Source organism: Blastococcus sp. URHD0036 (assembly GCF_000701365.1).
GTDB lineage: Bacteria > Actinomycetota > Actinomycetes > Mycobacteriales > Geodermatophilaceae > Trujillonella.
Map to the genome: position 1 here is coordinate 197,407 of NZ_KL370778.1, position 26,679 is coordinate 224,085.

A 26,679-nucleotide genomic window follows, 5' to 3' on the forward strand; every position below is an offset into this window, starting at 1 on the left:
TGCAGATCTCGCCGGCGGATCAGGCGGGTGCGCCCTCGAGCGGCGCAGTGTCGTACGTGATGACGCCGCGGATGTTCTTGCCTGCGACCAGGTCCTCGTAGCCCTGGTTCACCTGGTCCAGCGTGTACGTCGTGGTGATCAGCTCGTCGAGCTTGAGGTCGCCGGACTGGTAGAGCTCGACCATCTTCGGGATGTCGTGGAACGGGTCGCCGGAGCCGAACAGGCTGCCCTTCACGGTCTTCTCGAACAGCGTGAGCATGGCGCTGTTGAGCTCGATGTTGGTCTTGGTCGGGTCGGCCAGCCCGGTGATGACGGCGACGCCGCCCTTGCGGATCGTGTTCACGGCGTCGGCGACCACCTTCGCGTCGACCACACCGACCGTGATGATCGCCTTGTCCGCGCCGACGCCCCGGGTGAGCTCCTGGATGAGCTCGTGGGCCTCCTCGGCGGTCTCGCAGCTGTGCGTGGCGCCCAGCTGCTCGGCGGCCTCCCGTTTGTTGGGCAGCGGGTCGACGGCGACGACGTTGCGGGCCCCGGCCAGCGCCGCGCCCTGCACGCTGTTGATGCCGATGCCGCCGATGCCGTAGATGACGATCGTGTCGCCGGCCTCGGTCGCCGCGGCGTGCACGGCCGAGCCCCAGCCGGTCGGGACGCCGCAGCCGATGAGCACGACCTTGTCCAGGGGCAGGTCGGGGTCGACCTTCACCGCGGAGTTCTCGCTGATGACGGCGCGCTCGCTGAACGTGCCGAGCATGCACATGCCGCCGTAGTCGGTGCCCTGCTCGTCGTGGAAGCGGTAGGTGCCGTCGGCCAGCATCCCGTCGAGGATGGTGGCGCCCATGTCGCACAGGTTCGACTTCCCGGTCGAGCACCAGCGGCAGTGCCCGCAGACCGGCAGGAACGAGCAGATGACGTGGTCGCCGGGCTGCAGCCGGGTCACCCCGGGGCCCACCTTCTCGATGATCCCGGCGCCCTCGTGCCCGCCCACGATGGGGAACCGCGGCACGATGTCCCCGTGCCGCAGGTGCTCGTCGGAGTGGCACAGACCCGCCGCGACGTACCGGATCAGCACCTCGCCGGCCTTGGGTTCGTCGAGCTCGAGCTCGACGATCTCGAACGGCTGCCCGACGTCACGGAGTACGGCTGCCCTGGTCTTCATCGACCCTCCACTCCCCGGCCCCGACGCGGGAGCCAGACGTGCTACACGAATGGGTTCCGGCACCGGGTGGCGTGGTGCATCACGGGCCGGACGCCATCGTGGGCGCGGGAGTGTGATCCCGGCCACCCCCGGACGGGGGTGTGGCCGGTCGTGGCGGGTCAGCCGCCGAGGTCCTCCAGGTCCAGGAAGTCGGCCGGCGGGTCGATCGGCGCGACGGTGCCGAACTCGCTCAGCCGCACGACCCCGGCCTCGGCTCCCGTCTTCGAGAACTGCAACGGGTACGGCGGCCCGACCGCGGCGACGAGCATGACGGCACCCTCGGAGTCGCGGAGCTCGTGGACCGGCTGTCCGTCGAGCTCCGAGTCGCCGACCTCCTCCTCGATGGTCGCGCCGGGCGACCGCATCTCCTCGACCATCCCGGCGATCGAGAAGTCGGCGAACTCCTGCTCGCCGCCCGGCACCAGGACCCAGGTGCCGGCGAGGCCCGCCGCCATGACCGGGGGCACCCCCTGCGACGTCCACATCTCCTCCGGCGCCTGCATGTAGAAGGCGCCGCCGACCACGAGCAGCTGCACGGTGAAGCCCTGCACGGTCATGCTCCCGGCGACGTCGTCGCCGCTGAGCCGCAGGTCCATCTCGGCCTGCTCGCCGTCCATGGTCATCGAGCCCGCGATGCGCACGGACCCGGCCTGCTCCAGGGCGTCGATGGCCGCCTCGTTGAGCTCCGGTCCGGTCGGCGCGTCGGAGGCGGCATCCGCGGGCGCGCTGGGACCGGGGCCGGCCCCGAGGGTGCCGGCGGGGCTCGCCGAGCCGTCGATCGTGCTGCCGCACGCGGTGAGCAGCACCGTCGAGAGACCGGCGAGGGCGAGGGCGCGCAGGCGCATGGGGAGTCCGTTCGTCGCGGGGCCGGCCCGATCGGGACCGGCGCGACCTACATCGGCAGCCCGGTCCGGCTTCCGTACCGGACGGTGCCGGAACCGGCGGGCGGCGGCGGGCGCACGGCCGCGCCCGCGCGGGCCGGGTCCAGGGCGACAGGCGAGCGGAGGACGGCGGGGCCGACCCGCAGCACGCCGTCGGACAGCGCCGCGCAGCGCACGCCGCCGCGGCCGCGCATCCCGCGGTGCGCTCCGGGCGCCAGGACGACGTCCATCCAGGCACACGGGTTGGCCGGCCGGCCGCCGCGGAGCCGCACCTCGCCCTCGCCGCAGTCCAGCGCGAACTCCACGCCGCGCAGCGCCTCGACCTCGGCGCCGCGCAGGACGACGGTGCGCCGGGCCAGCAGCGGGTCGAAGGGCGGCACCCCGAGCTCCGCGGCCAGCGACTCGAGCGACTCGACGGCCAGCACGGTGAGCGCGGCATCGCGGTGCGCCGGCTTGCCGGCGTAGCGGTCGCCGACCACGCCGTGGCCGGCCCGCACCTCGGCCCGGCCCACCCTGTCGCCGTCCTGTGACGGAACGGTCCCGCCGGGTCGGCCGTCGTAGCGGTGCACCGGCGAGACGACCAGCCCGACGATCTCGACGTCGTAGGCGAAGGCGACCTCGCTCAGCGCTCGGCCGTCTCGTGGATCGGTCCGTCGAGGCCGGTCAGCCGCTCCCCCGACCCGCCCCAGCGGCCGGCGATGATCTCCGCCGCGATGGACACGGCGGTCTCCTCGGGCGTCCGCGCGCCGAGGTCCAGCCCGATCGGCGAGGAGAGGCGGGCGATCTCGTCGTCGGTCATGCCGGCTTCGGACAACCGCGCCAGTCGTTCGGTGTGCGTCCGCCGCGACCCCATCGCACCCACGTAGGCCACCGGCAGCCGGAGCGCGACCTCCAGCAGCGGCACGTCGAACTTGGGGTCGTGAGTGAGCACGCAGAGCACGGTGCGCTCGTCGATCCGCCCGCCGTCGACCTCGGCCTGCAGGTAGCGGTGCGGCCACTCGACGACCACCTCGTGCGCGTCGGGGAAGCGCTTCGGCGTCGCGAACACCGGCCGGGCGTCGCAGACGGTCACCCGGTAGCCGAGGAAGGCGCCGACCCGGGCGACCGCCGCGGCGAAGTCGATCGCGCCGAACACCACCATGCGCGCCGCCGGGGCGAAGGAGTTCACGAAGAGGGTGAGGTCGTCGCCGCGGCGCTCGCCGTCGTGCCCGACGTGCAGCAGCGCGGTGCGGCCGGCGGCGAGCATGCCGCGCGCGTCGGCGGCCACGGCGTCGTCCAGACGCTGCGAGCCGAGCGTGCCCGACACCCGGTCGGGCCAGACCACCAGCCGCTTGCCGAGCCGGTCGTCAGTGCCCTTCACGCAGGTGACGACGGCGACCGGCTCGTGCCGGCCCACCGACTCGGCGATCTCCCCGAGCTCGGGGAACGACTCGCGGGAGATCTGCTCGACGAAGACGTCGAGGATCCCGCCGCAGGTCAGGCCGACGGCGAACGCGTCGTCGTCGCTGACGCCGTAGCGCTCCAGCGTGGGGACGCCGGTGTCGACGACGTCCCGCGCCTCCTCGTAGACCGCGCCCTCGACGCAGCCGCCGGACACGCTGCCGACGGCGGTGCCGTCGGGCCCGACCAGCATCGAGGCGCCGGCCGGACGGGGAGCCGAGCGCCAGGTGGCGACGACGGTCCCCATGCCGACGGTCTCGCCCGCCTGCCACCAGCCCACCAGGTCGTCGAGCACGTCACGCACGGTTGCTCCCTTCAGTGGAGTGCCGGAGCGCAGAAAACCTGCACCGTGGCACTCCGCACAACGCCTCACACACGCGAGATCACTCCCGTGAGCTCCTCGAACGCGGCGAGGCTGTGCCCGGCCACGAACGCGTCCAGCGACGGCAGGGCCGCCTGCATCCCGCCGGTGAGCGGCTCGTAGCCGGCCCGGCCCTTGTGCGGGTTGACCCACACCACGGCGTGGGCGAGCCGGCGCAGCCGCGCCATCTGCTCGGCGAGCAGGTCGGTGTCCCCGCGCTCCCAGCCGTCGCTGCACACGACGACGACGGCGCCGCGGGCGGTGCCGCGCTGCCCCCACCGGTCCAGGAACGCCTTGAGCACCTCGCCCAGGCGGGTGCCGCCGGACCAGTCCGGGATCGCGCTGCCGCTGGCGGCCAGGGCCTTGTCCGGGTCACGCAGCCGCAGCTCCCGGGTGACCCGCGTCAGCCGGGTGCCGATGGTGAAGACCTCGGTCGCCGCCGGCCGGGCCCGCACCGCCACGTGCGCGAACCGCAGCAGCGAGTCGGCGTAAGGGCTCATCGAGCCGGAGACGTCGATCAGGAGGACGACGCGGCGCGGGCGCGGCCGGGCCCTCCGGTGCATCAGGCGGCTCACCTCGCCGCCGTCGCGCAGCGCCCGGCGGATCGTGCGGGCGGCGTGCACCGAGCCGTGGGCGCTCGGCCGGCGGCGGCGGGAGGCGCGCATCGGCGCGGCCGGCCGGAGCAGCGCGAACAGCCGGCGCAGCTCGTCCCGCTCGGCCACGGTGAGCTCGGCGACGTCACGGTGGCGCAGCACCTCGTCGGCGCTGGCCTGCCCGGCGACGTCGGAGGGCTCGTCGTCCTCCCCCTCGCCGGTGCCGCTCTCCAGCGGGGCCGACAGCGCCATGACCTGCCGCTGGTCCGCCGGCGCGGACCGCATCCGTGGCGACTCGCCGCCGAAGTAGGCGGCGAAGGCGGCGTCGTAGCGGTCGAGGTCGTCGGGGCTCCCGCACAGCGTGAGCCGCCCCGCCCAGTACACGGCGGTGGCGTCGAGGACGTCGAGCGCGCCCACCGCGACCAGCATCGCCTCCACCCGGTCCGGCGAGGCGGCGACACCGGCGACGCGCAGCGTGCGCGCGAAGCCGAGCACCGTGGCGACGACGTCCCGCTCAGCCACCGAAGAGCGCTCCGCGGGCGAGGGAGTGCACCCGGTCGGTGTCCTCGCGGTACTTGAGGACGGCGCCGAGCGTGCGGGCGGCGGTGTCGGGGTCGAGCTCCCGGGCACCGAGGGCGTGCAGCGCGGCGGCCCAGTCCATCGCCTCGGCCACGCCCGGCGGCTTGACCAGGTCGAGGGTGCGCAGCTTCGCGGTCGCCGTCGCGACCTCCCGGGCCAGCCGCTCGGTCACCTCGGGCAGGCGGGTGCGCAGGATGGCGACCTCGCGCTCGAAGTCCGGGTGCTCGAGCCAGTGGTAGAGGCAGCGGCGCTTGAGCGCGTCGTGCACCTCGCGGGTCCGGTTCGAGGTGAGCACGACCAGCGGCGGCACCTCGGCGCGGATGGTGCCCAGCTCCGGGATGGAGATCGTGAAGTCCGACAGCACCTCGAGCAGGAACGCCTCGAACTCGTCGTCGGCACGGTCGACCTCGTCGACCAGCAGCACGCTCGGGGAGTCCTCGAGCGCCTGCAGCAGCGGGCGGGCCAGCAGGAACCGCCGGTCGTAGAGCGAGGCCTCGAGCTGGTCGGTGTCGGTGGTCGCGTGCGCGGCCTCGGCGGCGCGCAGGTGCAGCAGCTGCCGGCCGAAGTCCCAGTCGTAGAGCGCCTGACTGGCCTCCAGGCCCTCGTAGCACTGCAGGCGGTAGATCGGCCGGGCGGTGACCTCGGCGAGCGCGCGGGCGAGCGCGGTCTTGCCGACGCCGGCCTCGCCCTCGAGGAACAGCGGCCGGCGCATGACCAACGCCAGGTACGCGGCGGTGGCCAGCCCCTCGTCGGGGAGGTACCCGGTGTCGCGCAGGGCGTCGGCCAGGGCGTCCGGGCTGGAGAAGTCGGCCGGGGTGGGCGGGGAGAGGCCTTCCGCCGGCAGGGTGGTCTCGCTCACGTCGCCGAGCATCCCACCTCGCGGGTCGGCCGGTCCGGAGCGCATGAGGGCACGATGGCGGGCATGCCCGACCTCTCCTCCGGGGACGACCTGCGCGCCTTCGTCGACGCCGCCCCGAGCCCCTTCCACGCCGTCGCCGAGATGGCCCGCCGGCTCACCGCGGCCGGCTTCTCCGAGCTCGCCGAGGACGACGCCTGGACCCTGGCGCCGGGCGACCAGCGCTTCGTCGTCCGCCAGGGCAGCCTGATCGCCTTCCGGATGGGCCGCGCCCCGCTGGGCGAGGCCGGGCTGCGGATGGTCGGCGCGCACACCGACTCACCGACGTTCCGCGTGCGGCCCCGCTCCGACGTCCGGCAGGCCGGCTACCGGCTGGTCGGCGTCGAGCCCTACGGCGGCGGCCTGTGGCACACGTGGCTGGACCGCGAGCTCACCGTGGCCGGCCGGGTGGTGCTCCGCGGCGGGGGGTCGGCGCTGGTCCGCCTCCCCGGCGCACCGCTGCGGCTGCCCTCGCTCGCGATCCACCTGGACCGGAGCGTGCGCGACGGGCTGACCCTCGATCCGCAGCGCGAACTGGTGCCCGTGTGGTCGCAGGACATCGCCGACGTCGCGGGCCTCACGGCGGCCGTCGCGCAGGCCGCGGGCGTTCCCGCCGACGACGTCCTGGGCGCCGACCTCGTCCTGGCCGACACCCAGCCGGCGGGCACCGCGGGAGCGGACGGCACCTGGATCGCCGCCCCGCGGCTGGACAACCTCGCGAGCTGCCATGCCGGCGTCACCGCGCTGATCGCCGCGCCGGCCGGCCCGCGGACCCAGCTGCTCGTCGCCAACGACCACGAGGAGGTCGGTAGCGGCTCCATGTCGGGAGCGCGCGGCAGCTTCCTCGAGGACGTCGTCGCCCGGCTGGTCGCCATCGCGGACCCCGGGGACGTCCAGGCGCTCCCGCGGGCGATGGCGCGGTCGCGGCTGGTGTCGGCCGACATGGCCCACGCCGTCCACCCGACCCGGTCCGAGCGGCACGAACCGGCGCACCAGCCGCAGCTCGGCGGCGGCCCGGTGCTGAAGGTGAACGCCAACCAGGCCTACGCCACCGACGGGGCCGGCGCCGCCTGGTTCACCGAGCGGTGCGCCGAGGCCTCGGTCCCGGTCCAGTACTTCGTGTCCCGGGCCGACCTGCCGTGCGGGAGCACGATCGGCCCGCTCACCGCCACCCGGCTGGGGCTGGCGACCGTCGACATCGGCGGGCCCATGCTGGCCATGCACTCCTGCCGGGAGCTGGCCTCGGCCCTGGACGTCCCGCTCGTCGTGGGTGCGCTGACCAGCTGCTTCGCCGACTGAGCGAGCCCGCACACGCCGCGGCGGCCGGGCCCCCCACGGCAGGTGGCCGGCCGGGACCTGTCCGCCGCCGGCCACCGCCGTGTGAGGGCCCGGCCGCCGCCGGGCGTGAGACGCAGGTCAGCCGAGGCGGCCGTCGCGGTCGCGGTCGAGGTCGGTGCCCCGGTCGCGGTCGCGCGTGGTGCCCTCGGCGCCCTCCATCTCGATCTGCTCCTTGCGGACGGTGTCGGTGACCGTCTCCTGGTCCGTCACGGTCTGCTTGTCCAGGCGGACCCGCTCGACCGGCACGGCTTCCTTGGCGACGACGGGACGCTCGGCGTGCAGCGTGACCTCGTGCTCCTCCTCGGAGATGGCCGGACCGTCCATGGCGTTGCCGATGTTGGCGTCGGTGATCGGCTCGCGCTCGACCCGCACCTCCTCGCGGGAGACCGGCACCGTCTCGGTCACGTTCTCGGAGACGACGTACTTGCGGAGGCGGGCGCGGCCGATCTCCTCGCTGCGGGTACCCACCGACAGCTGCTCCTCGGACCGCGTCATCGCGTCATCGGTCGTCGGGCCGGAGGTGTCGTGGCCGACGGTGCCGTGGGCGTTCGCCGTGTCGCGCCCGGCCGTGCCGGTGGTCGCCATGCCCGTCGTCGACTCGGTGCCGGTCATCGTGCCGGTGGTCGTGGTGTCCCGGGTGGTCATGCCACGGGTGGTGTCCGTGCCGGCGAACTGCTGGCCGGACTGACCCGAGGTGCCCAGGCCGTAGTAGCGGTAGAGCTCCTGCTCCTCCTGGGGGGAGAGGTGCCCGTCGGTGTCGATCTTGGGGGCGTCCTTCACCCGGTCCTTGCTCACGGGGACGCGGACGCCGTCGTTGGTGAGGTCGGCGTCGCGGATCGGGACGAAGGACTCCTTGGTGCCGAACAGGCCGGTGCGGACGGTGACCCACTCCGGCTGACCGGTCTCGTCGTCGAGGTAGACCTCGGACGCCGATCCGATCTTGCTACCGGTCTCGTCGTAGACGTCCTGGCCGATCACTCGGCTGATGCTCTCGGTACCGATCATCGTCGTTGCAGCTCCCATCTGAGCGCGGGGTGTCACGGTCACGTAGATGGGTGACCTCAGAGCTCCGAGCGAAACGAGACCGGCCGCTGCGACACGCCCGAGACCGGTCTCCTCCAGCGATGGCGGCCCTTGCGTGGCGCGCCATCCGACGGCCCGCCACGCACGAACGCGCAGCGCAGGGCGGGGGCGGCGGCCGTCCGTCGGCCGGGGTGATCCGGATTGCGAGGTCGGTTAGTTCCGGTGACTCAGCGTGAGAGCGGGCGTACTCGGGCGTGTCGGCCGTCACAGTTCGGCGCGTCTGCCCGCCGCCGCCCTTCCGGCTGCACACACTCGGGACGTGCCACCTCGCTCGCCTTACGACAACCTGGTCCACCCGCGGACGGTCAAGAAGGCCCTCCCCGAGGTGGAGGCCGCCCGCGACGTCGTCGTCGAGGACCCCAGCTCGGGGTTCGTCGGGGCCGTCGTCCGCTGCGAGAAGGACGTCGTCCACCTCGAGGACCGCTTCGGGAAGGTGCGCGCCTACCCGCTCGGCCCGGGCTTCTGGGTCGACGGCCGGCCCGTCGTCCTCGTGCGCCCGAAGGTGAACGCGCCGTCGGGGCCGCAGCGCAGTGCCTCGGGGTCCACCTACGTCGTCGGCGCGCGGGCCCGCGTGGCCCGTGAGGGCCGGATCTACGTCGAGGGCAAGCACGACGCCGAGCTCGTCGAGAAGGTGTGGGGCCACGACCTGCGCATCGAGGGCGTCGTGGTCGAGCCGCTGCACGGCGTCGACGACCTGCCCGGCATCGTGCGCGAGTTCCGTCCCTCGCAGGGCCGGCGGCTCGGCGTGCTGGTCGACCACCTGGTGAAGGGCTCCAAGGAGTCCCGGATCGCCGGACAGGTCACCGGCGAGCACGCGCTCGTCGTCGGGCACCCGTTCATCGACATCTGGCAGGCCGTCAAGCCGTCGGTGGTCGGGATCAAGGCCTGGCCGAACGTGCCCAAGGGCGAGGACTGGAAGACCGGCGTCTGCCGGCGGCTGGGCTGGGAGGACGACACCGGCTACGTCTGGGCGCAGCGCATCCTCGCGCGCGTGAAGGTGTGGACCGACCTCGAGCCGCAGCTCATCGGCCGGGTCGAGGAGCTCATCGACTTCGTCACCACCGACTGAGCCGGACGGGACCCGCCGGGCTCGGAACCCGTCCACCGGCGCCGGTTCCCTGCCACGCTGCGCGCATGACCTCACGGGGACGGGTGCGGACGGCACTGCTCGTCGCCGCACTGGCCGTCGGCCTGACCGGCTGCGCGGATGCGGGGGACGACGCTGCGGCACCGGCGGCGGGCATCGGCCCGGAGCGTCCCCCAGCAGGCGGTGATGACCTCGTTGTCGACAGCTCCCCGCTCGTCGCCCCGCTCGTCCTCGACCCGGTGCCGGACGGGTTGCTGCTCACCCATGTCGAGTACAACCGGCCGGGCAGCGGGCTGCAGTACAACGAGGCGGCGGGCGACTACGTGCCGGTGCGCGCCACGCTCTACGGCGATCCGGGGCTGGCAGACACCCTCGATGGGCCGGTCCTGCTGGTCGGCACGAGCTCCGGCTCCGCGAGCATCGCCGGCCCCGGGCGCGACGCCCCCGGGGAGCGGCAGGTCGACCTGGACGGGCGGAGCGGACGGGTGGTGACCGACGGCGATCGCACCTGGGTCCTGATCGAGGGGAACGACTACGTCGAGTTCGTCGTCGGCCGGGGGATCGGCGAGGACGAGCTCGTCGCGGCGGCGCGTGCAGCCGACTTCGCCTCGGCCACCGCGGCCCTCGACCCGGACACCGTCCCGGCCGGGCTCGAGCCCCTGATCGCCGGCGGCCCGCAGGACGGGCCCGGCTTCGGGTCCACCCCGGGCGAGTACCTGGAGCTCCGACGGGGTTCGACCGTGCTGCTGCTGTCCGCGGTGCGCGCCGATGCCCGCCTCGCGGCGCTCTGGGGCTTCTGGACCGATGACGCGACGGGCAGCGTGATCCGTGGCCGGCCGGGCTCTGCCGGCACCCTGCAGGGAACCGGCCAGGGGTGGCCGGACGCCGGAGCCCGGATCTGGGCCGAGGACGGCATGGTCGTCACGGTCGTCGACCTGGACGGGGGCGGGGACGAGCTGCTCGACCAGGTGGTGGCGAACCTGCGGGCGGGCACCGAGGCAGAACTGGAGGCCCTCCAGCGGCAGATCGCCGACCGCCCGCCGACCCGTGAGGAGGCGCCGACGTTCAGTCCGGACAGCGGCTTCGTGAGCGGCGTCGAGGGCGCCGCCCGGTGGTCGTTCGAGCTGTACCCCAATCCGAACCCCGCCATCGGCGACTGGAGCACCGCGTACTTCGACCTCACCTCCGGCGGCGGAGGCGGGGGGACGATCTTCCCCGTACCGCCGGTGGGCGAGATCGCCGTCTCCGTGGGCGGATCGATCGTGGGCGGCGCGGCCCCACCCGGGACCGCCCGCGTCACCGTCACCACACCGGACGGGAGCACCCGCGAGGCGGTGCTCTCCGACGTCGGCCCGCGTCCCGGCGAACGGGTGTGGGGCACCTTCCTCCCCATCGCCCCTGAAGCGACGACGTCGTCGACCCCGCCGTACGTCTTCTGGTCGATCACCGTGACCGCCTACGACGCGGCCGGCGCCGTCCTGGACAGCACGACGGTCTAGCGGAGTGCGACAGCGCAGGTTTCCTGCGCTGTCGCACTCCACTCAGCCTCAGCGGGGGACGTAGTCGAACGTGTCCGGGTCGGGGCCGGTGCGCTCGTTCCGGTTCAGGGCGGTGATGTCGCCCATCGCGTCCTGGTCGAGCGCGAAGTCGAAGAGCGCGAAGTTGTCCTCCATGCGGCTGCGCGTCACCGACTTGGGGAAGACGACGTCGCCGCGCTGCACGTGCCAGCGGAGCACGACCTGCGCAGGCGTCTTCCCGTACCGCTCGGCCACCCGCACGACCGCCGGGTCGTCGAGGACCTTGCCCTGCGCGATCGGCGACCAGGCCTCGGTGACGATCTCGTGGTCGGCGTCGAAGGCCCGCAGCTCGTCCTGCGTCAGGTAGGGGTGGATCTCGATCTGGTTGGCGGCCGGCCGGATCTCGGTCTCGGCGAACAGCCGGCGCAGGTGGTGGGGGTTGAAGTTGGAGACGCCGATCGCCCGGCAGCGGCCGCTGCGGTAGATCTCCTCCATCGCCTTCCACGTCTCCACGTAGTCGACGTCGATGGTCGGCAGCGGCCAGTGCACGAGGAACAGGTCGAGGGTCTCGAAGCCGAGGGCGGCCATCGTGCCGTCGAAGGCGCGCAGGGCGTCGTCGCGGCGGTGGAAGCCGTTGTTGAGCTTGCTGGTCACGAACACCTCGTCGCGCGGGATGCCCGAGCGCCGGACGGCCTCCCCGACCTCCTTCTCGTTGCCGTACATCTCGGCGGTGTCGATGTGCCGGTAGCCGATCTCCAGCGCCGTCGTGACCGCTTCGACGGTCTCGTCGGCCGGGATCTGGTAGACGCCGAAGCCCAGCTGGGGGATCTCGACACCGTTGTTCAGGGCGATGGTGGGCACGGTTGCCACAGGGGGTCCTCTCGATTCGCGGTGGAGCGCGCGACACCCGGTCGCGCACGTCCTTCCGTACGACCCGCTACCCGGCGGCCTCGCGCTCAACCGGCTCGGCCGGTGAGGGGTCGGGCACCCCGGCAGCCCTGAGCCACGGCGAGCCGACGATCGCCAGGACGCCGCCCAGCGCGGCCGCCAGCGCCGGGACGGCGAACGCGTCCTCCGCGCCCCAGGCGTCCACGGCGGCTCCGGCGAGGGCAGCCCCGAGCGTCACCCCGCCGATGATCCCGGCCGTGGTCCAGGTCAGCGCCTCGGTCAGGCTGCCGCGCGGCACCCGTGACTCGACCAGCGAGACCCCAGACACCAGCGTGGGCGCGATGGCCATGCCGCCGAGGAACGCCGCGGGCATCAGGAACGACAGCGAGCCCACGAGGAACAGCAGCTGCGCGGCGACGCCGAACAGCACCGAGCAGACGACGAACCGGGCGGCGAGCGTGCCGGGCAGCCGGAGGATGCCGTAGACGAGGCCGGCGATGAGACTCCCGGCGGCGAACAGCGCCAGGATCAGCCCGGCCGACGTCGGCGAGCCCTCGTCCTCGGCGAACGCGACGACGACGACGTCGATCGCGCCGAACGTGATGCCGACGCCCAGGGAGGAGATGGCGACCACGACCACGGGCGCGACGAGGATCCCCGACCGGCGGCTCGGGCCGCCCTCCTGCACCGGCTCGACCGGCGGCTGGCTGGCCCGCATGCCGCCGAGCGCCCAGCCACCGGCCACCCCGGAGAGCAACCCGGTGAGGAAACCGGCCGGCGAGGCGACCAGCGAGGCCAGCACCGTGACCAGCGGCGGGCCGACGACGAAGACGACCTCGTCGACGACGGACTCGAAGGCGAACGCGGTCTGCCGTTGCTCGGCTTCGGGCAGCGCGTTCGCCCACCGCGCCCGGACCAGGGAGCCGATGTTCGGTGACGCCGCGCCGGTGGCGGCGGCGAGCGCGAACCACGTCCACTGGGGCGCCCCGGCGACCACCGCGGTGAGGAACGCCAGCCCGGTGACGGTCAGGGCCACCATCGCGACGCGCAGCACGGTGCCCTGACCGCGCCGGTCGACGACCCGGGCCCACAGCGGCGAGGCGAGGGCGAAGGCGGCGGCGAGGGTGCCGGAGACCGCACCGGCGAGGCCGTAGCTGCCGGTCTCCCCCTCGACGAGGAGGACGGTGCCCAGCCCCAGGGTCGAGGCGGGGATGCGGCCGAGCCAGCCGGCGAAGGCGAACGCACGGCTGCCCGGGACGGTGAACAACCGGGCATAGGGGCTGAAGACGGTGCGCGACGACACGGGAACTCTCGCAAATCCTGGCCACAGGCGAGTGCGGAGGGAGTCCGCCGGGCTCTCGGGTGACCTGGCGACGGTAGCAACGCCGTCGCCGCCTTTCCGCACTACATTCGGCTCATGACCACGTCGAGCCCGCTCCCGGATCCGGTGCTCCGCCGCGCCGATCCGGCGCCGGGCACCGGCGGGCTGGTCGACCGCTACGGCCGGACCGCCACCGACCTCCGGGTCTCGCTGACCGACCGCTGCAACCTGCGCTGCACGTACTGCATGCCGCCCGAGGGGCTGGACTGGCTGCCCAAGGTCGAGGTGCTGACCGACGACGAGATCGTCCGGCTGGTGCGCATCGGGGTGGAGCAGCTCGGCATCCGCGAGGTCCGGTTCACCGGCGGCGAGCCCCTGCTGCGCCCGGGCCTGCCGGGCATCGTCGCCGCCGCCACCGCCCTGGAGCCGCGCCCCGAGGTCAGCCTCACCACGAACGCGATCGGCCTGGCCCGGGTCGCCCCCGCGCTGGCCGAGGCCGGGCTGGACCGGATCAACGTCAGCCTCGACACGCTGGACCCGGTCCGGTTCAAGCAGCTCACCATGCGCGACCGGCTCGACGACGTCCTCGCCGGGCTGGCTGCCGCGCAGGCCGCCGGGCTGACGCCGGTCAAGGTCAACGCCGTCCTGCTGCACGGGATCAACGACGTCGACGCCGTCCCGCTGTTGGACTACTGCCTGGAGCACGGCTACCAGCTGCGGTTCATCGAGCAGATGCCGCTGGACGCCCACCACGCCTGGACCCGCGGCCGGATGGTCACCGCCGAGGACATCCTCGAGCGTCTGTCCGTCGCGCACACGCTCACGCCGGACACCGAGGCACGCGGCTCGGCCCCCGCGGAGCGCTGGCTGGTCGACGGCGGACCGTCCACGGTCGGGATCATCGCCTCGGTGACCCGGTCGTTCTGCGGCACCTGCGACCGGACCCGGCTGACCGCCGACGGCCAGATCCGCAACTGCCTCTTCGCCCGCGAGGAGTCCGATCTGCGGGCGGCACTGCGGTCGGGTGCCACCGACGACGAGATCGCCGACCGGTGGCGGATCGCCACCCTGAGCAAGCTGCCCGGGCACGGCATCGACGACCCGAGCTTCCTGCAGCCGACCCGGCCCATGTCGGCGATCGGCGGCTGAGTCCCGTGAGCCCGGATGTCACCGTCCGCTACTTCGCCGGGGCCCGCGCCGCGGCCGGCGTGGAGACCGAGGACCGGACGGCGGCCACGCTCGCCGACCTGGTCCGCCAGATCGCCGACGCGCACGGCCCCCGGCTGGAGAAGGTGCTCACCGCCTGCTCGTTCCTGGTCGACGGCCAGCAGGCACGCGACCCCGGCCTGGCGCTGGCCCCGGGCACCGTCGTCGACGTGCTGCCACCCTTCGCGGGAGGATGAGTTCATGAGCGTCTTCGACAAGGCAAAGGCCAAGGCCGAGCAGCTGCTCGGGCGCGCCGAGGAGCTGTACGGGCAGACGCACGGCGACGCCGCCGCCACCCTCGACGGCGAGGCACGGCGCCTCGAGGGCGAGGTCGAGGAGGAGGACGCCGAGCGCGAGGAGGCGGCCGAGGAGGCCCGCCGGCACGGGGACGACGGCCTCGCCGGTTCGCGGTGACCCCGGCTTCCCAGTGACGGCCGGACACGTTCCGGCACGCGTCCGGCGATGAATGGGAACGAAGCCGGCGGGTAACGTGAACGGGTATGTCCCAGCCCGGGATCGACACCAGAGCGCTCGACGACATGACGCCGTGGTCCACCTGGCCGGCTGCCTCCGCCGGTGCGCTGCGGTACCTGCAGGCCCACTCCTCGTGGGACGTCTGGATGGTCACCCGCGTCGTCGGTGAGCACCAGATCGTCCTCAGCGCGGAGCCCGGGGACGCGATGCGCCCGGGGGCGAGCCTGCCGTGGGCGGAGAGCTTCTGCCGCTACATGGTCAGCGGCGAGGCCCCTCGCGTGGCGACCGTGACCGCCGCCGTGCCCGAGTACGCCAGCCGCACGCTGCCGAACGGCATGACGGTCTCGGCCTACCTGGGCGTGCCCCTGATCGCGGCGGACGGCGGGCTGTTCGGCACGCTCTGCGCCGTCGGCGGCCGCGCCAGACCGCGCAGCGCCGCCCGCGACCTGCCGGCCGCCGAGCTCATCGCCCGCATGCTCAGCTCGCTCCTGGCCGCGGGCATGGATCCCGGCCCCCTGCCCGAGCCGCTGTCCCTCACCGACGCCGTCGGCCCGTACTGACCGCTGCAGGCCCGGCGCACGGGTCCAGCGCTACGGGCAGGCGACCCACTCCTCCTCGCCGTCGGTGAAGACCTGCCGCTTCCAGATCGGCAGCCGCTTCTTCACCTCGTCGACGAGCTCCGCGCAGGCGGTGAACGCCGCGCCCCGGTGCGCCGCGCTGACCGCGCAGGCCAGGGCCACGTCCCCGATCCCCAGCAGGCCGATGCGGTGCGACACGGCGACCGCCTGCACACCGGGCCGGGCGGCGAACTCCTCGGCGAGCTCCCGGATCACGTCGGCGGCCGTGGGGTGGCCGACGTACTCGAGCTCGGTGACCGACCGCCCGCCGTCGTGGTCGCGGACGACGCCGGAGAACGACACCACGGCGCCGGCGGCCTTGTCGGCCACCGCGTCCTCGTGCTCGGCCACCGAGAGGGGCTCGTCGACCACCCGCGCGATCACGGCTCCGACGCTACCCCGCCCGGCGGGACGTCGAGGTCGACCGGATCGGCGAGACCGGTGCAGTCGACCTCGACCACCTCGCGTCCGGCCAGGTACCGCCGGGCACCCTCGTCGCCGGTCGCCGTCTCGGCCACCCCGGCCCAGTGGTCGCGGCCGAGCAGCACCGGGTGCCCGCGGACGCCGTCGTAGGTGGCGACCGCGAGAGCGCCCGGGGCGGCGTGCTCGGCCACCCGCTCCAGGGCCGCCGGCGTCATGCCCGGCATGTCGACCAGCGTGACCAGCACGGCGTCCACCCGCCCCGGCCAGCCGCGCAGACCGTCGAGGCCGGTGCGCAGCGAGGAGGCCATGCCGGTCTCCCAGTCGCGGTTTGCCAGCACCGTCGCGCCCGCCAGGTCCGCCGTGCGCCAGACGTCCACCGCCCGCGCTCCGAGGACGACGAGCACGGGATCGCAGACCACCCGCGCCGTCCGCACCGCGCGCTCGACGAGCAGGCTGCCCTCGTACTCGACCAGCGCCTTGGGCATGCCGTACCGGCGGCCGCCACCGGCGGCGAGGACGAGCGCAGCGGTGGTCACGCCCCCACCCTCTCAGCGTTCGTAGACCGCGACCTCGGAGGCCTTCACGCTCGCCCACAGCTCCGCGCCCGGGGCGAGCCCGAGTTCGGCGAACGCGGCGGCGGTGACGTCGGCCAGCAGCGGCACCTCGCCGTCGAGCTCGCAGCGCACCGTCGCCCCGTGCGGGGTCGCGCCGACCAGCCGCACAGGCCAGACGTTGCGCGGGCTGCCGTGCGGCGGGTCCGGCCACAGCGCCACCGACTCCGGGCGGACGGCGACGAACACCGATCCCGACGCCGGCTCGGCCACGGCCACCCGGCCACCGCCGTCCAGCCGGACCGTCGCCCCCTCCCCGGCGCCGGCGAGCAGGGACAGCCCGACCAGACGGGCGACGTAGTCCGTCCGCGGCCGGCGGGCCACCTCCCCCGGCGGCCCGGCCTGCACGACCCGGCCCTCCTCGACGACGAGCACCCGGTCGGCCAGCGCCATCGCGTCGACGGGGTCGTGGGTGACCAGCACCGTGCTGCCGGGGAAGTCCCCGAGATGCCGGCGCAGCTCCGCGCGCACGGTGAGCCGGGTGCGGGCGTCCAGGGCCGACAGCGGTTCGTCGAGGAGCAGCAGCGCGGGCTCCCCCGCGAGCGCGCGGGCGAGGGCCACGCGCTGCGCCTGCCCGCCGGAGAGCTCACCCGGCCGGCGGGAGCCGAACTCCGCCAGCTCCACCCGGGCCAGCCACTCCCGCGCCGCCGCCCGTGACTCCCGGCGGCCGGCTCCCCGGGTGCGCAGCCCGAAGGCGACGTTGTCGGTGACCGTGAGGTGCGGGAAGAGCAGGTGGTCCTGGAAGACCATGCCCAGCCGGCGGCGGTGCGCCGGCAGGTGCACGCCCGCGGCGACGTCGTCCCACGGCTCTCCGTCGACCTCGACACGGCCGCCGTCGGGCGGCAGCAGCCCGGCGAGCACCCGCAGCAGCGAGGACTTGCCGGCGCCGTTGGGCCCGAGGACGGCGAGCACCTCGCCGTCCTCCACGTGCACGTCCAGTTCCACGTGCAACACCCCGCGCTGCACGCGGACGGCGGCGTCGAGGCTCACGGCGCGGCTCCGGCGCGGCCCAGCCACCGGCCGCGGAGGGCGAGCAACGTGGCCAGCGAGACGGCCAGCAGGACGACGGAGAGCACGATCGCCGACTCCGGGTCGCGCTGGAGCGCCAGGTAGACGGCCAGCGGCATGGTCTGCGTCGTCCCCGGGAAGTTGCCGGCGAAGGTGATCGTGGCGCCGAACTCCCCCAGCGCGCGGGCCCAGCAGAGCACCGCACCGGCCGCGATGCCCGGGGCGACCAGCGGCAGCGTGACCCGGCGGAACGTCGTCCACCGGTCGGCGCCGAGGGTGGCCGCGGCCTCCTCGTAGCGGGCGTCGGCGGCGCGCAGCGCGCCCTCGACGCTGATCACCAGGAACGGCATCGCGACGAACGTCTCGGCGATGACCACGGCGGTCGTGGTGAACGGGATGGTCAGCCCGAACGTCTCGTCGAGCCAGCGCCCGAGGATGCCCTGCCGGCCCAGGACCAGGAACAGCGCGACGCCGCCGACGACGGGCGGCAGCACCAGGGGCACCGTGACCAGCGCGCGCAGGACACCGCGGCCTCGGATCCGGGAGCGCGCCAGCACCCAGGCCAGCGGCACCCCGAGCACGAGGGAGACCGCGGTCGCCAGGGAGGCCGAGAGCAGTGAGAGCCGCAGCGCCTGGCCCACGCCGGGCAGGGTCAGCTGCGTGGCCAGATCGCTCCACGGCGTTCGGATCAGCAGGGCGACCAGGGGGAGGACCAGGAAGGTGACCGCGGCGACGGCGGGGACGAGCAGGGGGAGCGGGATCCCGGGATCACGGCGCCGCGGCTGACCCCTCACGCGGTGCGGAACCCGGCGTCGGCGAGCGCCGCCTGCCCCTCGTCGGACAGGACGAGGTCGACGAAGGCCTGCGCCGCCGCTGCGTTGGGAGCGTCCGTGAGCACGCACACCGGGTAGGTGTTGACGGCGTCGTCGGCCTCGGGGAACTCGATGCCCTCCACCGAGTCCCCGGCCGCGGTCACGTCGGTGGCATAGACCAGGGCGGCGTCGACCTCCCCGAGCTCGACCTTGGTCAGGGCGGCGCGCACGTCCTCTTCCTGGGTGTCCGGCACGGCGGTGATCCCGGCGGCCGCGAAGACGTCCTCGGCGGCGGCACCGCACGGTACCTCCGGGGCGCACACCGCCAGGGTCAGCTCCTCCCGGCCGAAGTCGGCCAGCCCGGTGACGTCGGCGGGATTGCCCTCGGGCACGGCGATCTCCAGGACGTTCGACGCGAAGACCTCGGGATCGCCGTCGGCCAGGCCTGCGTCGGTGACGACCGTCATCTGGCTCGTGTTGGCCGACGCGAAGACATCGGCCGGGGCGCCCTGGGTGATCTGGGTGGCCAAGGCGGAGCTGCCGGCGAAGTTGAACTGCACGTCCAGGCCGGGGTTGTCGGCCTCCAGCTGGTCGCCGAGGTCGGTGAAGACGTCGGTGAGCGAGGCGGCCGCGAAGACGGTCAGGGTGCCGCTGAGACCACCGTCCTCCGTGGCCGACCCCGAGGACGACGTGGCCGTGTCGCCCCCGTCGTCCGACCCGCAGCCGGCGAGCAGCGCTACCGCGATCGCGGCGGTCAGGTACCGGGTCGGCTTCCGCATGTGCGGGACCTTAGCCGGATGGCACCTCCGCTCGCACGGAAGCGATCAGGGGACGTCGACGCTGACCTGCGTCGCCTTGACGGTGGCCACCGCGCGCACGCCCACCTCGAGGCCCAGCTCGTCGGCCGCCTCGCGCGACATCAGCGACACCAGGCGGAAGGGGCCGGCCTGGATCTCCACCTGGGCCATGACGGTGTCGCGGACGACGCGGGTGACGATCCCGGCCAGCCGGTTGCGCGCCGACGACGACCGCGTGGCGCCGGGCTCGGGCGCCTCGTGCAGCCCGGCGGCGACGGCGGCCAGGGCCTCGCCGTCGACGACCGCCGGCCCACCGCCCTCGCGGCGGGCGGCCAGGCGGCCGGTGTCGATCCACCGGCGCACCGTGTCATCGCTGACCCCGAGCAGCTGGGCAGCCTCGGCGATGCGGTAGGTGGCCACGGCCGGAAGGTAGCCGTCGCACTCGACGTCGTGTCACCGGTCCGCCGACCTGTGGACCAGCCGCCGTCGTCCACAGGGCTCGCGTCGCACCGTCGGCGCCGTGGCGCACCCTGCCGTCATGTCGCAGAACCCGACGGTCGACGACCGCCTGCTGGACGCCGTCGCCGATGCCTGGGAGCGGGGGTGGCGGCCCGCCGACCTCGTGCACGCCGTCGGGCGCACCGCACCGGGTCTGGCCGGCCTCGCTGCGGCGGTGGCCGCGGCCAGTGTCGAGACGCTGGCTTCTCGGCGGGAGATCCCGGCGGAGTGGTGGACACAGGTCCGCGAGGTGCGTCGTCGGGCGCGGGCCGCGAGACGGCCGGGCGACGTGCCCGACCTGCTGGTCCAGCTGCGACTGCTGCCACCTCTCCCGCAGCTGGGCGAGGCACCGTCCCGGTGGCGCCCGCGTTCCACAGGGGACGTCGGCGCCGGTGGCGGCCCCGGGTCCACGGAAGGGGCCAGGCCGAACGCCGGCGGCACCAGGGATGCGGCCAGCGAGGCCGGGGCGCGCGCGCTTCGGCGAATCCGGGCCCTGCTGGCCAAGGCGGAGTCGACCGACTTCCCCGACGAGGCGGAGGCGTTGACGGGCAAGGCCCAGGAGCTCATGGCCCAGCACGCCATCGACGCCGTCCTCCTCGAGCAAGACGGCGGTGCGGCGGCGACGACAGAGGTGGCCGAGCGGCGCCTGCACCTCGAGCCGCCGTACCTCGACGCCAAGATGCACCTGGTCAGCGCGGTAGCCGGGGCGAACGGGGTCCGGTCCGCCTGGTTCGGCTCCTTGGGCATCGCGGTCCTGGTCGGCACATCGGCGGACCTGGACGCGGTCGAGCTGCTGGTCACATCACTGCTGGTGCAGGCCGGCCGGGCGGTGCAGTCGGCCGGGAGGGCCGACGCGGGCCACACCCGGTCTCGCGGCTTCCGCCGCGCCTTCCTTCTCGCCTACGCCGTCCGGGTCGGCGAGCGGCTCGATGCGGCACGCCGCAGTGCGACGGCCGAGGCCTCGCAGGCGGCGACCGCGCGGGGCACCGACCTCGCACCGGTGCTGCGGAATCGCGACGCCGCGGTCACCCGAGCCTTCGAGGACCTCTTCCCGCGCCTGAGGACACGACGGACCACGTCCGTCGACCGTTCCGGGTGGCTCGCGGGCCGCGCTGCCGCCGAGTCCGCCGACCTGAAGCGCAAGCGCCCCCTGTCGTCCTGAGGCGCCACCGGGCGCCGGCTCGGTCGGCGAGCGCGGGCAGAGGATGTCCGTCGCCCCCGGCCGCGCAGCCGACCCGCCCGCCGCAGGGGTCAGAAGGGCGCTGCTTCGTCGTCAGGCCGCGGGCGGCGGCCGAGGACGAGGGCGCGGCTGCGGGCCCGGCGCTCGTCGGGAGTGAGGTGGCGCCAGTCGACCCGGTCGTCGATCGCTCGGGCGGCGCCCCTCTCGGTCGTCCTGCGGCCGGTCGCCCCGGTGTCGGCCGCGCTGCCGTCGTCGGTGCCGAAGCGGGGCGGGACGGTGGTGATGGTGGTGCCGCCGGGCAGCGTCCAGACCAGTCCGCCGTCAGACGTCCCGTCCAGGCGCCATCCGGGTGCCTGGTGGGATAGCCGGTGATGGTGTTCGCACAGTCCTTCGAGGTTGGTGTGCGCCGTCGGGCCGTGGGGATGGGGGACGCGGTGGTCGAGGTCGCATGTACGGATACGGGCGCGGCAGCCGGGGAACCGGCAACGCCGGTCCCGGAGCCGGACGAACCGGTCCAGCGGTACGGAGGGCCGGTAGCCGTCGGTCTCGGGTGGCGGGCCGAGTCCGTGGCCGTCTCGGGCGGCCCGGCGTAGTTCGATGCTGTCGGTGAGGGCGAGCAGGCAGCCGGTCAGCTCGTCGACGACGGCGATCCGGGGCCGTTCGGCCAGTGCGGTGTCAGCGATCCGGCGCGTGTCCACCAGAGCAGCGAGCGCAGCCTGCGGTCGATCCTCGGCGCCAGGGGCCGTCTCGCCGGTCCGGTCCGGGTCGGAGCCCTCGGTCGGCGGGGGCCCCGGTCGATCCGCGGGTCCACCGGCGGGGGGCGCGACGTCCGCCGGATCCGCCGCTGCGGCACCAGCCGAGACACCGTCGGCACCGGCGGCCGGGGCCGCCCCGGGGCGTGGCATGAGCCCGAAGGCGTAGACGAGCTCACGGACGAGTGCCGCAGGCACGGTGTCCCCGTCGATCTCGCCGGGCTCCTCGGCGTCCGGCCCGGTGCGGGTGAGAGCCCCGGCGGTGGCGATCACGGTCAGCAACACCTGCACCGGTGACCGCCCCTCGGCATCCGGGCGCAGCAGCAGATCAGCGGCACAGTCGACCATCCGCTGATCCCGGGTCCGCGGATCCGGCCGACCCTCCTCATCGGTCATGCAGGCATCCGCGTAGCCGACCAGTGCCTCGTAGCAGGCCCGGCCGACCGGCCCGGGCGTCACCAGGGTCAGCACCGCCATCCCGTCCTGCCCAGGCGCCAACGTCACCTTCCGGTCCCGCACCGCCTGCACCAGCCGCCGCACCGCCGAAGCCGCGTCGATCTTCGCGACTGCCCGCTTCGTGCACTCCCGCAACTGGGAGACCGTCTGCCGCGGCGCCCGCGGCAGCACCCGCGCCTCCACCAGCGCCTTCTTCTCGTCAGCGACCGGACGCAACAGATCCACCAACGCCCGGGCGTGCAACCAGGAGATGTCCCCGGCCTCCAACGACGCCAGGGTGGCCGGCAACTGCTCCACCAGCTCGACACAGTCGGCCAGCAACCCCGACGCCGTCCGACCGGGGATCCGCAACCTGGCCGCGACCTCCGCCACCGCCCACTCGCTCACCGTCGTCAGGGCCTCAGGCCGCGCAGCCCGTGACGCGGCCGATGCCGCACCGCGCTCACCGGGCTGCCGGTCCCACGCCGAGGGCCGGCACCGGGCGAACGACGCCAGTGCCCGCGCCCGCGCACCGGCCAGCTGTGCCAGCCCGCGCTCGAGATCCACGGCCGCGTCCAGCAGACCGGCCCCCTCGTCGAGCAGCCGTGCCCGCTCATCGAGCGGGCCCGACAGGGGTGCTCCGTCGGCTCCCCGCGCGGCATCGTCGACCGGGGGTTGGGTGGCGGGCTCGCCGCTCGTGCTGTCCGCCAGAGCCCCCAGCGAGCCGCGGCCGTGTACCGCCTCGATCACCCAGTGACCGCTAGCGCGGCGCACGACGATGCGGCTCCGCTGATGCGCCAGCCGGGTGCGCAATGCGAGTTCGACGACAGAGCACGGCCCCTCGCCCCCCGTCGCGCCATCCTCGTACATACGTTCGAGGATATCGCTCGCGCAGGCCTGTGATCAGCGGAATCGTGACTGTGGACGAACCGGGCACCTGTGGACGGCCAGTGCCCTGTCACCACGCCCGACGGCCAGAGTGGCGGACGTGAGCAGCACGGCAGCCCTCCAGACCGGCCGGGAACGGGCGGGACCCATCGACGCGGCGACCGCACCGGCGCGCCGTTTGTCGATCTCGACGTCCGGGCAGCGGCATCCGGTGCCACACAACTCAATGGGGGGATCCGCCTCCGTCCGCACCCGCCGGCTCCGCGAGGTCGCCCACGACGTCCTCGGCTTCGACGAGTTCCGCCCCGGCCAGGAGGAGGCCATGCGGGCCGTGCTCGCCGGGCGGGACACCCTCGGCGTGCTGCCGTCCGGCGCCGGGAAGACGGCGGTCTACCAGATCGCCGGCGAGCTCCTGGACGGCCCGGTGCTCGTCGTCTCACCGCTCATCGCCCTGCAGCGCGACCAGGTGGAACGGCTGACCGAGCTCGACGGACTCACCGGCCGGCCGGCGCAGCTCAACTCGACGCTCGGGGCCGCGGAGCAGCGAGCCGCGCTCGAGGGCCTGGCGGACGGAACGGTCCGCTACCTGTTCCTCGCACCCGAGCAGCTGGCGAAGCCGGAGGTCGTCGAGGCCGTCGCGGCGGCGCGCCCGGCGCTGTTCGTCGTCGACGAGGCGCACTGCGTCTCCGCCTGGGGCCACGACTTCCGGCCCGACTACCTGCGGCTGGGCACGGTCGTGGAGCAGCTCGGCCACCCCACGGTCCTGGCACTGACCGCCACCGCGGCGCCGCCGGTGCGGGCCGAGATCGTCGAGCGGCTCGAGATGCGGGACCCGGCGGTCGTGGTCGCCGGGTTCGACCGCCCGGAGATCCGGCTGGAGGTCGAGCAGCACGCCGACGCGCACGGCAAGCACCAGGCGGTGCTCGACCGGGTGCTGGCCGAGGTCGGTGAGGGACGCGTGCCGGGCATCGTCTACAGCGCCACCCGGAAGGGCACCGAGGAGCTGGCCGGCGACCTCACCGAGCGCGGCCTGCGCGCCCGGGCCTACCACGCGGGCCTGAACAAGGGCGAGCGCGAGGACACCCAGCGGGCCTTCATGGCCGACGAGCTCGACGTCGTGGTGGCCACCACCGCGTTCGGCATGGGCATCGACAAGCCCGACACCCGCTTCGTCGTCCACGCCGAGCCCGCCGACTCCCTCGACAGCTACTACCAGGAGATCGGCCGCGCCGGCCGCGACGGGGAGCCCGCGCTCGCCGTCCTCGTCTACCGCCAGGAGGACCTGGGGCTGCGCCGGTTCTTCGCCGCCGGCGCGCCCGCCGAGGAGGAGCTCCAGCAGGTCGCCGGCCTGGTCGCCGCCGCCCCGGCGGCCGGCCTGGACGACGGCGTGGAGATCAAGCAGCTGCGCGAGGAGACCGGCCGGGGCGCCACCCCGCTGGCGCGGGACCTGAACCTCCTCGAGCAGGTGTCGGCCGTCGTCCTGGACGAGGAGGGCGCCGCGCACCCCGCCGACGGCGGCCCCACCCCGTCCGAGGCCGCGGCCGCCGCCCGTGAGCTGGCCGAGCACCACGAGCGGGTCGACCAGAGCCGGGTGGAGATGATGCGCGGCTACGCCGAGACCACCGACTGCCGCCGCCAGTTCCTGCTCGGCTACTTCGGCGAGCAGCTCGAGGAGCCGTGCGGCAACTGCGACAACTGCTCGGCGGGGCTGGCCTCGGAGCGGACCACGGCCACCGAGGGGGACGACCCGTTCCCCCCGCAGTCACCCGTGGAGCACGCCGAGTGGGGCCCCGGCATCGTCATGCGGGTGGAGGACGACCGCGTCGTCGTCCTGTTCGAGGACGTCGGCTACAAGACGCTGGCGCTGGCCGCGGTCCTCGAGAACGACCTGCTGCGGCCGCGCAGCCCCGCCTGACCCGCGACGAACGTCCCGCTCTCGACCTGCGGGAACCCGGCGCCCATCGCATGATCGCGACGGGAGGAGCGCCTCAGCACCGGGCCCGGCCCCCGATCAAGGAGTTCTGCGTGAAGGTCCTCGGCATCAACGCGATCTACCACGACCCGGCTGCGGCGCTGGTGGTCGACGGCCGGATCGTGGCCGCGGCGGAGGAGGAGCGGTTCAGCCGGCGCAAGCACGGCAAGCGCCCCCTGCCGTGGAGCGCGTGGGAGCTGCCCGAGCTGTCGGCCGCCTGGTGCCTGGCCGAGGCCGGCCTGCGCCCGGAGGACCTGGACGCCGTGGCGTACTCGTTCGACCCGGCCCTCATGGGCACCCCGGAGGAGTCCGGGCTCGACGACCCCGGCGACGTGATGCGGAAGATGTACGCCGAGAAGGCGCCGGAGTTCCTCGCGCACGCGCTGCCCGGCCTCGACCCGGCGAAGGTCCGCTTCGTGAAGCACCACGTCGCGCACGCGGCCTCGGCCGGCCTCGGCGCCCCGACGGCGGACAACTCCGTGCTCGTCCTCGACGGCCGCGGGGAAGCGCACAGCCACCTGGCCGGGCGCTACACCGACGGGCAGCTGGAGATCCTCGCCGGGCAGGCGCTCCCCCACTCCATCGGTCTCCTCTACGAGGACCTCACCGACCACCTGGGTTTCCTGCGCAGCAGCGACGAGTTCAAGGTCATGGCGATGGCCTCCTACGGCAAGCCGCGCTTCCTCGGCGAGCTGTCGGAGCTGATCGTGGCCACCGACGACGGCGGCTTCCGGACGCCGAGGATCGACTTCTCCGAGTACGCGCCGCGGCTGGGCAAGGGCGACGACTGGACCGCCGACCACGCCGACCTGGCCGCCAGCGTCCAGCAGCGCGTCGAGGAGGTCCTGCTGGACCTGGCCCGCTGGCTGCACGACCGCACCGGCGACCGCACCCTCACCCTCGCCGGCGGGGTCGCACTCAACTGCGTGGCCAACACCCGCATCTTCGCCGAGACGCCCTTCGAGCAGGTGTGGGTGCAGCCCGCCGCCGGCGACTCCGGCACCGCGCTGGGCGGCGCCCTGCACGTCGCCCGCGGCCTGGGCGAGACGACCGAGCCGATGCCCGGCGCCGACCTCGGCCGCGGCTGGTCCGACGACGAGATCCAGAGGTGGCTCGACACCGCGGCCATCGAGTACGAGCGCCCGCGCGACGTCGCCGACGCCGTGGCCGAGGTGCTCGCGAGCAACGGCATCGTCGCCTGGTTCCAGGGCCGCAGCGAGTTCGGCCCGCGGGCGCTGGGGCACCGCTCGCTGCTCGCGCACCCGGGCTACGAGGCCAACCTGGAGCGGATGAACGACGTGAAGGGCCGGGAGCAGTTCCGCCCCGTCGCCCCGATGGTGCTGGCCGAGCGGGCGAGCGAGATCTTCAGCCGTGGGCCGATCCCCTCCCGCTACATGCTCTTCGTGCACGACGTGGCGCAGGAGTGGAAGGACCGCATCCCGACCGTCACCCACGTCGACGGGACGGCGCGGATCCAGACCGTCGACCGCGCCGAGGAGCCGCTCGTCGCACGCATGCTCGAGTGCTTCGAGCGGCGCACCGGACTGCCGGTCGTGGTCAACACCAGCCTGAACACCGCGGGCCGCCCGATGGTCGACGACCCGCGCGACGCGCTGGAGTGCTTCGGCTCGGCGCCGGTCGACCTGCTGGCCATCGGCCCGTTCGTCGTCCGGCGGCGCCGCTCGACGCTCCCCGGCTGAACCGCACAGCCGGCACGCGACGAATCCCGGGGGCACGGGCCCCGGCGATGACGGTTCGGCAACGGGTGTCGTCCGAACGGGCGACTGCTGTTACCGGAACGGCATCGGCGGGTACCTGATCCACC

Annotated in this window: 26 protein-coding genes; 10 read left to right on the forward strand and 16 right to left on the reverse strand. The window is 74.3% G+C overall.

The genetic code is table 11. From position 1 onward, the window contains the following. Positions 1–19: 19 nt before the first annotated feature. The 6 genes from N555_RS0124725 to N555_RS0124750 all read right to left on the reverse strand — a co-directional run bounded on the left by N555_RS0124725 (position 20) and on the right by N555_RS0124750 (position 5,911). Positions 20–1,159 (reverse strand): NDMA-dependent alcohol dehydrogenase, encoded by a 1,140-nt coding sequence (locus N555_RS0124725; protein ID WP_029434167.1) that lies wholly within the window; start codon positions 1,157–1,159, stop codon positions 20–22. A 158-nt stretch (positions 1,160–1,317) separates the two neighbouring features. Beyond that, a complete protein-coding gene (locus tag N555_RS0124730; protein WP_029434168.1) occupies positions 1,318–2,043 on the reverse strand; it encodes a hypothetical protein in 726 nt (241 codons plus the stop codon). Positions 2,044–2,090: 47 nt separating this feature from the next. Next, positions 2,091–2,591, reverse strand: a complete 501-nt coding sequence (locus N555_RS0124735) for an MOSC domain-containing protein (RefSeq protein WP_231503153.1) — start codon at positions 2,589–2,591, stop codon at positions 2,091–2,093. A gap of 110 nt (positions 2,592–2,701) precedes the next feature. Beyond that, the gene (locus N555_RS0124740; RefSeq protein ID WP_029434169.1) at positions 2,702–3,823 is read right to left on the reverse strand and encodes an XdhC family protein; all 1,122 of its coding nucleotides are present in this window, start codon (positions 3,821–3,823) and stop codon (positions 2,702–2,704) included. Between the two features lie 65 nt (positions 3,824–3,888). After that, positions 3,889–4,995 (reverse strand): vWA domain-containing protein, encoded by a 1,107-nt coding sequence (locus N555_RS0124745; protein WP_029434170.1) that lies wholly within the window; start codon positions 4,993–4,995, stop codon positions 3,889–3,891. Continuing rightward, positions 4,988–5,911 (reverse strand): AAA family ATPase, encoded by a 924-nt coding sequence (locus N555_RS0124750; protein ID WP_231503154.1) that lies wholly within the window; start codon positions 5,909–5,911, stop codon positions 4,988–4,990. The genes N555_RS0124745 and N555_RS0124750 overlap by 8 nt, the downstream gene beginning before the upstream one ends. 63 nt (positions 5,912–5,974) lie before the next feature. Between N555_RS0124750 and N555_RS0124755 the strand changes: the two genes are divergently transcribed. Then, positions 5,975–7,246 (forward strand): M18 family aminopeptidase, encoded by a 1,272-nt coding sequence (locus N555_RS0124755; RefSeq protein ID WP_231503155.1) that lies wholly within the window; start codon positions 5,975–5,977, stop codon positions 7,244–7,246. 117 nt (positions 7,247–7,363) lie between these two features. Here the strand turns inward: N555_RS0124755 and N555_RS0124760 are convergent, their stop codons facing one another. Next, entirely contained in the window at positions 7,364–8,290 is a 927-nt protein-coding gene (locus tag N555_RS0124760) for a DUF2382 domain-containing protein (RefSeq protein WP_029434173.1), read from the reverse strand. Positions 8,291–8,627: 337 nt separating this feature from the next. On the opposite strand from N555_RS0124760, the gene N555_RS0124765 reads away from it, so the two are divergent. Next, a complete protein-coding gene (locus N555_RS0124765; RefSeq protein ID WP_034512398.1) occupies positions 8,628–9,437 on the forward strand; it encodes a DUF3097 domain-containing protein in 810 nt (269 codons plus the stop codon). 65 nt (positions 9,438–9,502) lie between these two features. Further along, positions 9,503–10,954 (forward strand): hypothetical protein, encoded by a 1,452-nt coding sequence (locus N555_RS0124770; RefSeq protein ID WP_156036522.1) that lies wholly within the window; start codon positions 9,503–9,505, stop codon positions 10,952–10,954. 48 nt (positions 10,955–11,002) lie between these two features. Here N555_RS0124770 and N555_RS0124775 read toward each other — a convergent pair whose 3' ends face one another. Continuing rightward, positions 11,003–11,842 carry an aldo/keto reductase gene (locus tag N555_RS0124775; RefSeq protein ID WP_029434176.1) on the reverse strand — a complete coding sequence of 280 codons (840 nt, stop codon included), beginning with the start codon at positions 11,840–11,842 and terminating at the stop codon, positions 11,003–11,005. A 67-nt stretch (positions 11,843–11,909) separates the two neighbouring features. Next, entirely contained in the window at positions 11,910–13,163 is a 1,254-nt protein-coding gene (locus N555_RS0124780; RefSeq protein ID WP_051684445.1) for an MFS transporter, read from the reverse strand. Between the two features lie 114 nt (positions 13,164–13,277). Here N555_RS0124780 and moaA point away from each other — a divergent pair, with 114 nt between their 5' ends. The 4 genes from moaA to N555_RS0124800 all read left to right on the forward strand — a co-directional run bounded on the left by moaA (position 13,278) and on the right by N555_RS0124800 (position 15,421). Further along, complete coding sequence (gene moaA / locus N555_RS0124785; protein ID WP_197029147.1) at positions 13,278–14,330, forward strand: GTP 3',8-cyclase MoaA; 1,053 nt, start codon at positions 13,278–13,280, stop codon at positions 14,328–14,330. A gap of 5 nt (positions 14,331–14,335) precedes the next feature. Beyond that, the gene (locus N555_RS0124790; protein ID WP_029434179.1) at positions 14,336–14,584 is read left to right on the forward strand and encodes a MoaD/ThiS family protein; all 249 of its coding nucleotides are present in this window, start codon (positions 14,336–14,338) and stop codon (positions 14,582–14,584) included. Between the two features lie 4 nt (positions 14,585–14,588). After that, entirely contained in the window at positions 14,589–14,801 is a 213-nt protein-coding gene (locus tag N555_RS0124795; protein ID WP_029434180.1) for a hypothetical protein, read from the forward strand. Between the two features lie 86 nt (positions 14,802–14,887). Continuing rightward, positions 14,888–15,421: a GAF domain-containing protein gene (locus N555_RS0124800; RefSeq protein ID WP_029434181.1), complete on the forward strand. Its 534-nt coding sequence runs from the start codon at positions 14,888–14,890 to the stop codon at positions 15,419–15,421. Between the two features lie 30 nt (positions 15,422–15,451). Here the strand turns inward: N555_RS0124800 and N555_RS0124805 are convergent, their stop codons facing one another. Genes N555_RS0124805 through N555_RS0124830 form a run of 6 tightly spaced genes read right to left on the reverse strand, consistent with a single transcriptional unit; the run spans position 15,452 to position 19,549 of the window. Then, entirely contained in the window at positions 15,452–15,862 is a 411-nt protein-coding gene (locus N555_RS0124805) for a molybdenum cofactor biosynthesis protein MoaE (protein WP_029434182.1), read from the reverse strand. Further along, positions 15,859–16,437, reverse strand: a complete 579-nt coding sequence (locus N555_RS0124810; RefSeq protein ID WP_029434183.1) for a nucleotidyltransferase family protein — start codon at positions 16,435–16,437, stop codon at positions 15,859–15,861. The genes N555_RS0124805 and N555_RS0124810 overlap by 4 nt, the downstream gene beginning before the upstream one ends. 12 nt (positions 16,438–16,449) lie before the next feature. Then, the gene (locus N555_RS0124815; RefSeq protein ID WP_029434184.1) at positions 16,450–17,502 is read right to left on the reverse strand and encodes an ABC transporter ATP-binding protein; all 1,053 of its coding nucleotides are present in this window, start codon (positions 17,500–17,502) and stop codon (positions 16,450–16,452) included. Further along, a complete protein-coding gene (modB, locus tag N555_RS0124820) occupies positions 17,499–18,314 on the reverse strand; it encodes a molybdate ABC transporter permease subunit (RefSeq protein ID WP_051684446.1) in 816 nt (271 codons plus the stop codon). Before modB ends, N555_RS0124815 begins: the two co-directional genes overlap by 4 nt. Beyond that, a complete protein-coding gene (modA, locus tag N555_RS0124825; protein ID WP_029434186.1) occupies positions 18,311–19,111 on the reverse strand; it encodes a molybdate ABC transporter substrate-binding protein in 801 nt (266 codons plus the stop codon). Before modA ends, modB begins: the two co-directional genes overlap by 4 nt. Before the next feature lie 45 nt (positions 19,112–19,156). Continuing rightward, positions 19,157–19,549, reverse strand: a complete 393-nt coding sequence (locus N555_RS0124830) for a TOBE domain-containing protein (protein WP_029434187.1) — start codon at positions 19,547–19,549, stop codon at positions 19,157–19,159. 118 nt (positions 19,550–19,667) lie between these two features. Here N555_RS0124830 and N555_RS0124835 point away from each other — a divergent pair, with 118 nt between their 5' ends. Continuing rightward, positions 19,668–20,789, forward strand: a complete 1,122-nt coding sequence (locus N555_RS0124835; protein ID WP_029434188.1) for a DUF2786 domain-containing protein — start codon at positions 19,668–19,670, stop codon at positions 20,787–20,789. Positions 20,790–20,878: 89 nt separating this feature from the next. On the opposite strand, the gene N555_RS0124840 is transcribed toward N555_RS0124835, so the two are convergent. Next, positions 20,879–22,768: an HNH endonuclease signature motif containing protein gene (locus N555_RS0124840; RefSeq protein WP_197029148.1), complete on the reverse strand. Its 1,890-nt coding sequence runs from the start codon at positions 22,766–22,768 to the stop codon at positions 20,879–20,881. Positions 22,769–22,982: 214 nt separating this feature from the next. On the opposite strand from N555_RS0124840, the gene N555_RS0124845 reads away from it, so the two are divergent. Together N555_RS0124845 and N555_RS0124850 are read left to right on the forward strand one after the other, a co-directional pair. Next, positions 22,983–24,797, forward strand: coding sequence for a RecQ family ATP-dependent DNA helicase (locus N555_RS0124845; protein ID WP_231503157.1), 1,815 nt, complete (start codon positions 22,983–22,985; stop codon positions 24,795–24,797). Positions 24,798–24,907: 110 nt separating this feature from the next. After that, entirely contained in the window at positions 24,908–26,554 is a 1,647-nt protein-coding gene (locus N555_RS0124850; RefSeq protein ID WP_029434191.1) for a carbamoyltransferase family protein, read from the forward strand. The last annotated feature ends 125 nt before the right edge of the window (positions 26,555–26,679 follow it).